This window comes from Dyadobacter jiangsuensis (assembly GCF_003014695.1).
GTDB classification, from domain to species: Bacteria; Bacteroidota; Bacteroidia; order Cytophagales; family Spirosomataceae; genus Dyadobacter; species Dyadobacter jiangsuensis.
The window spans coordinates 262162-275591 of record NZ_PYAS01000010.1; the positions used below are offsets into that span (position 1 = coordinate 262162).

At 49.2% G+C, this 13430-nt stretch carries 8 protein-coding genes; 4 read left to right on the forward strand and 4 right to left on the reverse strand.

Annotated elements, in window-relative coordinates:
- Nucleotides 1-112: 112 nt before the first annotated feature.
- The gene (locus CLV60_RS21275) at nucleotides 113-2677 is read left to right on the forward strand and encodes a DUF5686 and carboxypeptidase regulatory-like domain-containing protein (protein WP_106597389.1); all 2565 of its coding nucleotides are present in this window, start codon (nucleotides 113-115) and stop codon (nucleotides 2675-2677) included.
- Here CLV60_RS21275 and CLV60_RS21280 read toward each other — a convergent pair whose 3' ends face one another.
- Complete coding sequence (locus tag CLV60_RS21280) at nucleotides 2678-4534, reverse strand: M1 family metallopeptidase (protein WP_106597390.1); 1857 nt, start codon at nucleotides 4532-4534, stop codon at nucleotides 2678-2680.
- A gap of 193 nt (nucleotides 4535-4727) precedes the next feature.
- Here CLV60_RS21280 and CLV60_RS21285 point away from each other — a divergent pair, with 193 nt between their 5' ends.
- The gene (locus CLV60_RS21285) at nucleotides 4728-4892 is read left to right on the forward strand and encodes a DUF1328 family protein (RefSeq protein ID WP_019940565.1); all 165 of its coding nucleotides are present in this window, start codon (nucleotides 4728-4730) and stop codon (nucleotides 4890-4892) included.
- Nucleotides 4893-4952: 60 nt separating this feature from the next.
- Here CLV60_RS21285 and guaA read toward each other — a convergent pair whose 3' ends face one another.
- A complete protein-coding gene (gene guaA, locus CLV60_RS21290) occupies nucleotides 4953-6482 on the reverse strand; it encodes a glutamine-hydrolyzing GMP synthase (RefSeq protein WP_106597391.1) in 1530 nt (509 codons plus the stop codon).
- A 310-nt stretch (nucleotides 6483-6792) separates the two neighbouring features.
- Here guaA and CLV60_RS21295 point away from each other — a divergent pair, with 310 nt between their 5' ends.
- Nucleotides 6793-9234 (forward strand): TonB-dependent receptor, encoded by a 2442-nt coding sequence (locus CLV60_RS21295; protein WP_229211074.1) that lies wholly within the window; start codon nucleotides 6793-6795, stop codon nucleotides 9232-9234.
- A gap of 123 nt (nucleotides 9235-9357) precedes the next feature.
- On the opposite strand, the gene CLV60_RS21300 is transcribed toward CLV60_RS21295, so the two are convergent.
- Complete coding sequence (locus CLV60_RS21300) at nucleotides 9358-10548, reverse strand: phosphoglycerate kinase (RefSeq protein ID WP_106597393.1); 1191 nt, start codon at nucleotides 10546-10548, stop codon at nucleotides 9358-9360.
- Nucleotides 10549-10868: 320 nt separating this feature from the next.
- Between CLV60_RS21300 and CLV60_RS21305 the strand changes: the two genes are divergently transcribed.
- Nucleotides 10869-12596 (forward strand): VRR-NUC domain-containing protein, encoded by a 1728-nt coding sequence (locus CLV60_RS21305; RefSeq protein ID WP_106597457.1) that lies wholly within the window; start codon nucleotides 10869-10871, stop codon nucleotides 12594-12596.
- On the opposite strand, the gene CLV60_RS21310 is transcribed toward CLV60_RS21305, so the two are convergent.
- Complete coding sequence (locus CLV60_RS21310) at nucleotides 12583-13380, reverse strand: endonuclease/exonuclease/phosphatase family protein (protein WP_106597394.1); 798 nt, start codon at nucleotides 13378-13380, stop codon at nucleotides 12583-12585. The genes CLV60_RS21305 and CLV60_RS21310 overlap by 14 nt on opposite strands.
- Between the last annotated feature and the right edge of the window lie 50 nt (nucleotides 13381-13430).

Consider the following 13430-nt stretch of genomic DNA (forward strand, 5'->3'; position numbering starts at 1 on the left):
AAAGTCGGTAACGCGGGTCAGGAATGTCGGGTAATTTGTGCTAATTGCGCTAATTTGTTGCACAAAATACCACACCTCCAACCACCGCTGTCAGCACTTTACACCCGACTTTATGCGCTTTCTGGCCTTATTGCTGCTCTTTCTGACCATGCAACAGTTCTCCCGGGCTGGGGGGATCAGGGGACGCATTACCACAAAAAATGGCGAATCCCTTCCCTACGCCGGCATCGCCGTGAAGGGTACCAGCAACGGGACAATGGCCAACGAGGAAGGGGAATACGAGTTCAGCCTCTCGCCGGGTAACTACGAGATCATCTTTCAGTATCTGGGTTTTAAAAGTATTTCCAAAACCGTCACCATCGGCAACGACTTTACCGAGCTGAATGTGGAGATGGAAGAGCAAGCGCTGAGCCTTCAGGAAGCCACTGTCGGCAAGAGTAAGGAAGACCCCGCCTACACCATCATGCGCCGCGCTATTGCCAAGGCGCGCTTTCACCAGTTGCAGGTGCGGGGATATACCGCCAAAGTGTATTCCCGAAGTACAGGCGTGGCGACCAAAATTCCTTTTTTACTTCAAAAACGGCTGAAAAAAGAAGGCGTTCAGCAAGGTAAGGCCATTCTGAACGAGAGCGTCGCGGAAATCAAGTATCGCCGCCCAAACAATTACAGCCAGCGTATTATTTCCACCCGCAACAGCCTCGATAACAGCATTCCTTCTCCCAACGAATACATTCTGGCCAGCTTATACAGCCCGGAAATCGCCGGAACGATTTCGCCATTGTCTCCGAAGTCATTCGCCTATTACAAGTTTGAATATGAGGGTTATTTTGAAGAAAGAGGCGAGATCGTCAACAAAATAAAGGTGATTCCCAAAGCTTACGGCGAAGGGGTTTTCCGGGGCAGCCTGTTTATACTCGAAGACCGTTGGGCGATCCATAGCTACGATCTGCAAACGACAACCAGCGGCTTGAACATTGCTGCGAAGCAGATTTTCAGCCCCGTACAGGGCGTCTGGATTCCGGTCAATCAGCAGTTCCGGCTGAATGGCAGCTACCTGGGCTTCGCGGGTGAATTCCGCTACCTCGTTTCACTTACGTATGATAAACTCGATGTTGATCCGGGTTTAAGGGAAGACATTGTCATTGCTGACCATAAAAAGGAGGATGCCCCGAAAGTAAAAGGCGGCAAAGATCTCGAAAATCTGATCCAGGCGCAAAAGGAGTTTTCAACCAAAAATTTCAGGAAACTCACCAAACAATACGAAAAGCAGCAGAAAAAGGAACAAAAAGAGCAGCTCGGCAACGACCGGCTCGTGCGGCAGGATTCCATCGTGATCGATTCGATGGCCAACAAACGCGACACCACCTACTGGCAGGCGTTACGGCCGATTCCGCTGACCCGGTCGGAGGTATCGAGTTATGTCAGTCAGGACAGCATTAAGGTCGTCAAGGATTCTCTAAGGATCAAGACTAAGCCCGACTCTACGCATTTCAAACCCATTCACCTGCTTTTGGGTAATACTTACACCTTGGGCAACCGCAATACTTTCTATTTCAAAAGCCCCTTCCTCTCGGTGAGCTATAATTCGGTGGAAGGTAATGCAGTCAATTTTATCACCGAATGGCAGAAAAAGTGGGGTAAATCGTCGTACATGAGCGTGCGGCCACTCATACGCTATTCGTTCGGGCGCAAACGCCTGTACGGGAACCTGGAAACAAATGTGGGCGGCAAAAACTGGAATCTTGCACTGGCTGGTGGCGAAATGGCCTCGCAGATCAACAACCGCGAACCGATCCCTCCATTGCCCAACAGCGTCGCGGCTCGTTTTGTCGACCGGAGTTTGATGAAATTGTATCAAAAACAATACGGCCACATCCAATATACCCTTCGAAACATCGGCGACATTCTGAGCTTTAATGCAAGCTTGGATTTCGAGCATCGCAAGGAGCTTTTCAACCAGGAAAGTGCCCGGCCGATCATATTCTGGAGCCAGTTTGGCTTCACTCCCAACCGACCTATCAACCGCGAACTCGATAACACCGGTTTCGAAGACCATAATGCCTGGATTTTCGACATTACCGCCACATTACGCCCGTGGAGAAGGTATCTGATCCGGAACGGTGAAAAGCGCTATTTGAGGAGCCGCGGGCCGGCATTTATGGTCAATTACAAAAGCGGGCTGGGCTTTTTGGGAGATGTGGATTACTCTATGCTGCAAGGAACGATCCGCCAGGATTTGAGCCTCGGACCGCGCAGCAACCTCGAATATTTGGTGAATGCGGGCGGCTTTTTGAGTACTAAAACAATGTACTTCCCCGACTACCAGCATTTTATGGGCAATGAGTTTTTCTTCCAATATGTTTACCCACCCGACCAGTTCCGAATGCTCCCCTACTACCGTTACAGTACGGCGAGGTGGTTCTTCCAGACGCATTTGACGTGGTCGATGCAGCACTTCCTGCTCACGCGTGTGCAGTCGCTGCGCGTGACAGGCATTTCGGAGACATTACAGCTGCATTACCTCCGCGTCCCCACAAGCCGTAATTACACCGAAGCAGTTTATGGAATTGATAACATTATGCGGATCGTCCGGTTGGAGGCCGTCGCGCAATTCCATGGCTCGCATTTTCAAGGCATGGGATGGCGCATCGGAGCCTCCTTTCGGTTCGGACGGTAATTATTTCACTTTCGTGGCCTTGAAACGCGGCGCAGTTTTAGGAGCGGTCGGCCAGACGTTGTTATCCGGGTCGATGTCGGCCATGCGTTGGCTCGGGTCGATTACGATTGCCTGAATGTCGGCAACATTCCGGTCGATGGTGAAGGAATATTCCGGGTAAGTCCACCCCCAGTCGGCCAGTTGCGTGGTTTTGGAATACAGCTTCTCGCTCTTTTCGCCCCGCATGATTTCCAGTGGGATGTAAAAATTCTCCTGCGTGCCGTCCTTGTAGCTTACCACCACATCCAGCGGCATGGGCATTTGGCCGATTCTTTCGAGCACAACGTCCGTTTTACCTGCATTGGTTACCACTTCCCGAATGCTGTAATCGATGGTTTTGGTAGTTCCGACAAAGTTTTCCCAGAACCAGTCCAGTTCCAGTCCCGATTCCTTCTCCATAATACGCTTCAAATCGGTAGGGTTCGGATGTTTGAACTTCCACTCGTTGAAATACCGCTTCATTCCGCGCTGGAATGTTTCCTTGCCCATGATGTAATTCAGCTGGTTCAGGAAAACGGCGCCTTTGTTGTAGCTCACAATACTGTACGCCTTGTTGGTATTGTAATGATCGGCGTGAGTCGTAAGCGGCTCTTCTGTTCCCGACTTCACCAGACTCCGGTAGCTGGTAGTGGCGCTGCGTTGCGGATCGCCTTTCGCAGGAAAGAGCTCGTTCATAACGATATTCTGCGCGTAGGTCGTGAAACCTTCGTCCATCCAGGGATATTTGGATTCATTGGTGCCCAAAATCCCCTGGAACCAGCTGTGAATAGACTCGTGGACTGTCACGCTCGTCAATGAATGCAGGTTAAGGCGTCCGGTGATGAGCGTCCCCATCGGGTATTCCATACCGCCGTCGCCGCCCTGAATCACCGAATATTGCTTGTAGGGATAGCGCCCGAACTGCTCGTTCATGATCTTGAACGACCGCACCGCCAGCGGTTCCATCTGCTTCCATGCATTAGCCAGGGTATCCGTTTGGTAGAAGAAATGCAAATCCAGATTATCGTCTACTTTCACCACGTCGTGTTGGTAGTCGCGGTCGGCAGCCCACATGAAGTCGTGTACTTCCGGCGCGATGAAATGCCAGGTAAGGCGGTCGCCCGGTTTGTGGGAAACGTTTTTGTTGGAATAACCATGGCCAATTTTGTCGGGATTCTGCAAATAGCCTGTTCCCGCGATCGTGTAGGCCGCATCCATTGTGATTTTCACATCAAAATCGCCCCAGATTCCGTAAAACTCGCGACCGATGTAAGGATTCGCATGCCATCCTTCGTAGTCGTACTCCGACATTTTAGGATACCATTGCGCCATCGAATAGTCAATCCCTTCATTATTGTTACGGCCTGTGCGGCGGATTTGCACCGGCACCTGCGCTTCGAACTCCATATCAAAAGTATGCTGCGATTTCGGCAGGATCTTCTCATTCAGCGTCACTTCGAGGATGGTGCCTACCACCTCGTATTTCAGCGACTTCCCATTTTGTTTAAGAGAAAGCACCTTTTCATATCCGATCTCGGAAGGCGACAGTTTGGAAATGCGGTCCTTTACGCGTGAATCAGGGTCGCTGATCGAGCGCGAACGGACGTCCATCTGGCTACCGGGCTGGAATGCATTCAGGTATAAATGATAAAATACCTTTTGAAGTGTATCGGGAGAATTGTTGGTGTAAACGAGCTTTTGGGTGCCCTTGTACTGGTGTTTGACAGCATCAAAATCAATCTCCATCTGGTACTTCGCACGCTGCTGCCAACGGTCATTTTGTGCTGAAACCTGGAACGCCAGCGCGACCAGTAAGAGCACGGAAAAATTAAACTTCATTATCAAGGTTAGTAATTTGATTAAACCGCAAATTAACGGAATCCCCTGAAACTGTGCATCATTCTCCACAAAAAACCTCATTTTCAAGCTAAAAAGGCGGTTCTGGGCTTCTCAGACGCAGATGCGCTGCTGGCACATATTTGGTAATTATTGGTTCAGAAATCAATAATCAAAAACTAAATACTTGTCAATCATGCTTAGATGGACCGTAATATTTCTAATCATCGCTATCGTGGCCGGGATCCTCGGATTCGGTGGTATAGCAGCAGGCGCAGCCGGAATTGCTAAAATTCTTTTCTTCGTATTCCTCGTTTTATTCGTGTTAAGCTTATTAAGCCGTGGTGTCGGGCGATCCTGACGACTTCCGGAAGTACAATAAATGAAAAAAGCGGACTTGAGTCCGCTTTTTTCGTATTTCTTATTCCCATTCGATGGTAGCCGGCGGCTTCGAAGAAATGTCGTACACGACCCTGTTCACCCCTTTTACCTTATTAATAATGTCGTTGGAAACTTCTGCGAGGAAGTCGTATGGCAAATGTGCCCAGTCGGCCGTCATACCATCCACAGACGTCACCGCGCGCAGCGCAACCACGCGCTCGTATGTACGCTCGTCGCCCATTACACCTACACTCTGCACGGGAAGGAGCATTGCACCTGCCTGCCAAACGTCTTTGTAAAGGTCCCATTTGCGGAGACCGCCGATGAAGATCGCATCCACCTCTTGCAGGATAGCTACTTTCTCCGCTGTGATTTCTCCCAAAATACGGATCGCCAGACCTGGTCCCGGGAACGGATGACGACTGAGGATCTTCTCATCGATACCCAGTGTACGTCCAACCGCTCTTACCTCGTCTTTAAACAAAGTATTCAGCGGCTCCACTACTTTCAGTTTCATGAAATCCGGCAAACCACCCACATTGTGATGCGATTTGATCGTCGCCGAAGGCCCTTTTACCGAAACGGATTCGATCACGTCAGGGTAAATAGTACCCTGCCCCAGCCATTTCACGTCTTCGATCAAATGCGCTTCCTGGTCGAAAATGTCGATGAACGACTTTCCGATCGCCTTGCGTTTCGCTTCGGGATCGCTCAGACCGTCGAGCGACTGGTAAAAGTGGGATTTAGAATCTACACCTTTAATATTGAGGCCCATATCCTGATAAGAATGCAGCACTTGCTCAAACTCATCCTTACGCAGCAGGCCGTTATCTACGAAAATACAATACAAATTCTGGCCGATCGCGTGGTGTACCAGCGTTGCAGCCACGGTTGAATCCACACCGCCCGACAATGCCATTACAACCTTGTCGTTGCCCAGTTTCTGGCGAAGCTGTTCAATCGTATGTTCTACAAATGAATCGGAAGTCCAATCCTGCTTGCAACCGCAGATATTCACTACGAAGTTATGCAGCAATTTTTTCCCCTCGGTAGTATGCGTAACCTCCGGGTGGAACTGGATACCATACGTCAGTTCATCCTCCACTTTAAATGCAGCCACCTTCACCGATTCAGTCGATGCGATGACGTGGAAGTTCTGCGGTGCGCGAACGATCGTGTCACCGTGCGACATCCACACCTGCGACGATTCCGACAAACCGGCCAGCAACGAAGAATCGGTATCATCGATTTCCAGCTTTGCGCGGCCATATTCGCGGTGCTGCGAGGGTTTCACATCGCCCCCCAGCTCCTGTGCGAGCAGCTGCGCGCCATAGCATACGCCCAAAAGAGGCAATGTTTTACGGAATTTGTCGAGATCGACCCGGGGAGAACCCTCATCCCTTACCGAACAGGGACTACCTGAGAGAATTACACCTTTGACGTTGGGAGTGAGTTCGGGGAAGTTGTTGTATGGGTGGATTTCACAATAAACATTCAGTTCGCGAACTCTGCGTGCAATTAACTGGGTGTACTGTGAGCCAAAATCTAAAATCAGAATTTGTTCAGTCATATATATGCTATCTAAAACGCAAAGGTAGGGAGATTGGAGGAAAACCAAAAAACGAAGTTGAAACTTCGCCACTTTGATCGTTCAAATAGCTATTTAACCGTTTAAACTTTTTTCCGGCCAATATGCAACTTCCTTTTATCCCTTTGTATCTATAAGCCGAAAGATAGACACACACCACTTATATAACATACACGCCTTTTATGTAATCAAAGGTTCTATGCTATACCAAGTACCTATCTTTGCAGTGTACCTAATGGAACAACTCACCCCGGGTACGCTGAACTTTTAACTATTAGCCATGAAAATCTTAATGAACCTAACTGCAGCGCTGCTGCTGGGCAGTGGATTTGTGCACGCACAAGCTCCCCAGCCACTTACCGGAAAAGGAAAAGTCACCGGCGCGGTGCTTGATGAAAAGTCACAACCATTCCCGTTTGTGAACGTTCTCCTGCTGCAAGCCAAAGACTCGGTGCTTGTGAAAGGGCTCGCTGCCGACGACCAGGGCAAATTTGCTTTCGATCAGGTAGCGGCCGGCAAATACCTTACGCTGATCTCGATGGTAGGTTACCAGAAAGCATACAGCGAACCATTTAATGTAAAAGACGCTCCCGTAAACCTTCCCACTGTCAGTCTGAAATCGGACATCAAATCACTGAGTGAAGTGACAGTCGTAGCGAAAAAGCCATTCATTGAGCAGGAAATCGACCGGACGGTGGTGAATGTGGAGAACAGCATTGTTTCTGCCGGGGCAACCGCATTGGAAGTGCTCGAACGCGCTCCTGGTGTGACTGTCGACCAGCAGAACGAACAACTGAAACTGCGCGGAAAGGAAGGGGTAATCGTGCAGATTGACGGAAAACAGACCTTTTTGTCTCAACAAGAACTGATTACCCTCCTGCGCAATACACCCAGCGACAATATTGAGAAAATCGAGCTTATCACGAACCCATCCGCCAAATACGACGCGGCCGGAAACTCGGGGATCATCAATATTAAAATGAAGCGCAACAAGAACTACGGCACCAACGGGAACATCAATCTCGGCGGAGCGTGGGCGAAATATGGTCGCGCCAATGCAACCGCGACGCTCAACCACCGTGCCGGAAAAATCAGCACATTTATCAGCGGAGGCGCTTTCTACAATAAAGGATTCAACAACAACGACATTTACCGCACCATTCCATACGAAGGAAAAGTAACGATCTTCGACCAGAAAACAGAGCGAATCAATCGATCGGAATACTATAATGTACGTGCCGGCCTCGACTACTTTGCAACGGACAAAACCACTGTGGGCGTACTGGTTTCCGGTTTCTATAACGATTGGAGCAATCCCTTCGGACAAACCAACACCCGGATCCTGAACGAAGATCTGACCCTTCAACGGACTTTCCGGACCAATGTTTTCAATGGTGGTAAAATGAATAACATCAGTTCCAACCTGAACCTGAAACACCAGTTCAACGATAAAGGCAAGGAACTGACATTCGATCTGGATTACGTGCATTACGGCGGCAAAAAGAAAAGCGACCTCGATACCCGCTACTTCAAAGCGGATGGTACGCCCGATGAAGCTGCTACCGAAATGGTGCGCAACGATATGCCCTCGGACATCAACATTGCCATGGCGAAACTGGATTACACCCAGACGATCGGCAAAGGCAAGTTCGAAACCGGTTTGAAATCGAGCTACGTGACTTCGGATAACGATATGGTGTTTGAAACCTTCGTCGACAGCTGGCAATTTGACCCGAAACGCTCGAACCGTTTCAAGTACACTGAGAATGTAAATGCCGCTTACGCAAATTACGCCGGCGCCATTTCGAAGAAAATCAAGTACCAGTTGGGCGTCCGGGCGGAACACACGCATTCGATCGGTAACTCGATCACATTGAACCAGAAACGCGACAGAAACTATATCAACTTTTTCCCCAGCGTATTCTTATCGAACCAGCTGGACACCAACAACGTGATCAACCTGTCGTACAGCCGCCGGATCGATCGCCCGAACTACCAGTCGCTGAACCCGTTCGAGTTTTACCTGGATCCGTACACGTTCCAACGCGGTAACCCGAACCTGAGACCACAGTACACACATTCGTTCCAGTTGGTACACGTTTACAAAAACGCATTCAACACGACGCTGGCTTACAGCCGTATCAAGGATATGATCGCCGACGAATTGCCTCAGCAGATCGCTTCGGAGAACAAAACGTTCGTAACATCGGATAACCTTGACAATCAGGACAATGTAAGCCTTACCATTTCCTTCCCGATTCCGGTGACTAAATGGTGGCAAGTGCAGGCGAACTTTACGGGTGTGTACAACCATTACAAGTCATATTACCTGGAAGAACAGCTGGAAATCAAGCAGACATCCTGGAATATGTATGCCAGCAATCAATTTACCATAGGCAAAGGATGGTCCGCAGAGCTCTCGGGATGGTATAATAGCAGACAGTTCTACGGATTGTACGCAGCCCGCCCGATGGGAATGATCAATGCGGGTTTGCAAAAGAATATCCTGAACAAAAAAGGAACGATCCGCTTGAATGTGAACGATATCTTCTGGACCAACCGCTTCAACGGTAAGGCTGTTTATAAGGATATCGATTTCAAAGTACGTTCCGAATGGCCTAGCCGCCAGTTCAGATTGACCTTCACTTACAACTTCGGTAACCAGAATGTGAAGGGAGCCCGCCAGCGCAACACCGGGTCGGATGATTTGCAGAAACGCGCAGGAGGCAATTAAGAGTGGAATTCCGGTCGAACGAGACCAGTGTTCATAAATTAGTTAGGTTTGTTATGCAGAAAATCCATCCCGCGATGTGCGGGATGGATTTCTTTTTTGATATAAACCTAATAAGTGAAGTGCTTATGCTTGAAGCGCCGCAACACCCGGAAGCACTTTACCTTCCATATATTCGAGCAATGCACCGCCACCGGTTGAAACATAGCTTACGCGGTCGCCGTAACCTGCATTGTTGATCGCAGAAGCTGAGTCGCCGCCACCGATCAGTGAGAACGCGTCGTTGTCTTCGGTTACCGACACGACCGCCTCAGCGATTGCATTGGTTCCTTTCGCGAAGTTCGGAAACTCGAATACGCCCATTGGGCCGTTCCAGAGTACGGTTTTCGATTTCTTAATGATATCAGAGAAAATCTCGGCAGTTTTAGGACCGATATCGAGACCTTCCCATTCGTCAGGAATGTTACCAGCCTCTACCACCTTGCGATCTGCGTCGTTAGAGAATTTATCAGCGATTACCGTATCCACCGGCAATACCAAATTGATACCTTTTGCTTTTGCTTTTTCGATCAATTCGAGTGTCAAATCCTGCTTATCGGCTTCGAGCAACGACTTACCGATGCTTCCGCCTTGTGCTTTAGAGAATGTATATGACATACCGCCGCCGATAATGAGGTTATCTACCTTATCCAGCAGGCGTTCGATGATCAGGATTTTGTCGGAAATTTTCGCACCGCCCATGATCGCCGTGAAAGGTCTTTCGGAATGTTCCAGAAGACGCTCGGCGTTATCCAGCTCCGCCTGCATTACATAACCGCAAACTTTATCCTTAAAGAATTTACCGATTACGGCTGTGGAAGCGTGCGCGCGGTGTGCGGTACCGAATGCATCCATTACCCACACATCACCCAGTTTCGAAAGCTTCTCAGCGAACTCTTCGTTACCTTTTTCTTCTTCTTTATAAAAACGCAGGTTTTCGAGCAACAGAACTTCTCCCGGTTGCAATGCAGCGGCCAGCTCCGTAGCGCTTGCGCCGATGCAATCGTCGGCAAACTTCACTGTCTTTCCGAGGATCAGCGACAATGGGTTTACCAGATGTTTCAGGGAATACTTTTCGGTAGGACCGTCCTTCGGGCGACCCAAGTGTGACATTAAAATGACGGAACCGCCGTCATTAAGAATCTTGCTGATTGTAGGAATGGTCGCACGGATACGCGTATCGTCCGTGATCTCAAATTTTTCATTAAGCGGGACATTGAAATCCACGCGAACCAGGGCTTTTTTCCCTGAAAAATCATAAGAATCTAATGTTGTCATGGGCAGGTAAAATTGTTTTCCATAGAGAGCAAATGTAAATCAATTTCTTAATTATATACTATGCTTTTCAGAAAAGGCGGCGCGCATAATAGCTATAATCCTATTTTTACCTTTCATTTTTCTATAAAAACAGGAATTAACCAAATTTTAATATAAACCATCCCGCACCTGCCGGCATCGCACTTTTCACCAGCCGAAACTTCCATTCGCTCTTTCACTCATTCGCTCATTCAAAATTGAACATTCACTCATTCACTCATTCACTCATTTCTTTTAATTTCGGTAACTTTATTTCTTCATCAGCTAAAAAAGTAACCGTTTTGTCCGCCGAGTTGACCGATCCGTACGCCCAGGAACAAGTGTTCCCCACGGATTTACCCCCCAAGTACTATCTCGAATATTTCAATTACGTGCTCGCCTTCGTACGCAAGCGCTACGCGCACATCCTGCACGAGAGCGAGCTGGAATTTCTGGACAATTACGAGTCGCTTTCGGAAGACGCGCAATGCCTGTTCATCCGTTTCAGCAACCGCAGCAAATCGTTCTTCCGCACCAACAGCCTCTCCTATTCCGAAATCGGGGACATGGCTGCAGTGCTCACGGAACTGCTCGAACGCGACTTCATTGAAACGCTCTGCGAAGCGCACGAGAACCGGTTCGGGGAAGTCATCGATCTTTTCACTAAACCTGAATTGCTGGAAGTTACGAAGCTGCTTGAACCCGACGTAATGCCGTCCAAAAGCATCAAGAAGCCTGATCTGGTGCGCTGGTTGCTGCATGAATACGATTTTGCGGTGCTCTGCGAGGTGCTCGGCGAAATGGAGCCGGTGGTGAAAGTGTCGTTCGAAGCGGAGGTAATGCTGATGAAATTCCTGTTCTTCGGCAATCGCTATGCCGATATGACGGAGTTCGTCGTCCGCGACCTCGGGCATGTACGGTTCCAATCATTTGATGAGCAGTACCTTTCCATTCAGTTCGACACGCGAAAGGACGCCGATGATACACTGATGGTCTCCTTAATGAAGGAAACTTTCGACATCATCAAGCAGGATCTGCCGCCGGAGGAAATTTACGACTGGTTTATGAACTGGCAGGCCGCGAGTGGTACCGGGCTTAGCCATAAGGCATTACCTTCTTTCAATTCATTGATATTAAAGGTAAGTGCCTGGCTGGAACGCAAGAAAATGCTTTCCCAGGCATTAACCATTTACCAGCTTACCAACGACGCCCCCGCCCGCGAGCGGCGCGTACGACTGCTTTATAACCTCGGCGAAATCGACGAAGCATTAGCGTTGTGTGAGGAAATATCCGAAAGCCCGCAGAATGCAGACGAGCGCTTTTTCAGCCTGGATTTTTATGAGAAAATCAAAAACAAAAAAGCCCGGACCGTCAAAAGGACGACCCAGGCTTTGAAGGCTGCCGAGGCTATCGAAGTACCGATTTCCTATCGGTTCCGGGTAGAATTCGGCGCGATAACCTATTACCAGGAGCAAGGTTATAATGCATTTTTCAGCGAAAACGAGCCGTGGCGGGCATTGTTCGGGCTGCTGTTCTGGGATATTATTTATGATACCAATGTGCAGACGATCCACAACCCGCTACAACGCATTCCGTCCGACTTCTTCCTGCCCGACTTCTATTTCAAACGATCGGAACAATTGAAGGAACGGCTCGCCGCCGCGCACTCGCGCGAGATCATCGACGAGCTCGTTACACAGACATTTGCCGACAAATATGGCATCACCAACGTACTTGTGCCATGGTATGAAGGCGCATTGGATAAGGTATTAACATTGACTTCCCTTCTCAGCCCCGAGAAAATCCACAAGATCATGCTCGAAATGGCGCTGAACCTGCGCGAAAACACCCGCGGCTTCCCCGATCTGCTGGTTTGGAATGACGACGATTATGCATTCATCGAAATCAAATCCCCTACCGACCACCTTTCATCGCGGCAGCTGCATTGGCAGCATTTCTTCGCCGAGCATGGTGTGCAGAGCCGGATCGTGCGCGTGAACTGGATCAAAGAAGACATTAGTCTAATGTAAACTCTGCTGTTACCGGCAAGTGATCCGACGCATATTGCTCGTCGATCACCTTTGTATTGCTGCTTTTGAGTTTGCTGCCCTGCTTGTGCATGATAAAATCGATAGTCTTTTTCGGTGCTTCTACCGGGATCGTCGGCTTGCAATCGGTGCAGGAACGGGTGAAATATTTATCAAAATAGGCGATTACCGGGCTTTCGGGCGTGGCATTGAAATCGCCGCCGAGGATCATCGGCAATTCCGTTTCGCCAAAATGCTTCATGATGGTTTCCGCTTGCAGTAAGCGGTTCGGCTCTTTCAAACCCAAATGCGTGCTGGCGAAGATGAGTTTGCGGTTATCGGGCAATTTCACGGTCACCGCGGCGATGGCACGGTCTTCCTCTTTCAACTCCGGGCGGATCGGCAATGCAAACTTCGCTGAGTCCACAATCGGGAATTTCGTCAGAACCGCCACGCCGTAATCGCCGCCCTGGTGGTCGATCGCTTTGGAAAAATAAAACTTCATGCCCGTGAGCGCGGCCAGTTGCTGTGCCTGATTCTTGCCTTTGCCGGAACGTTCGGTATTCACGTCGACTTCCTGCAATGCCACAAAATCCGGTTTTTCGGCATTGATCACCTTTGCAATGGCCTCCACATCAATTTTATCACCTGCCGACGGCGGGTTACAGTGGTGGATATTGTAGGTCATTACTTTGAAACGCTGCTTTTTAGCAGGCTGATCGGGCAACGTACCGGCTAGCACGTTGACGGACAAGAGAATGAACAGTGGAAAGAGATACTTTTTCATCGGTGGTACGAAGATTAAGGTTAATAATGCGCCAAAAATAGGTTGAAAAC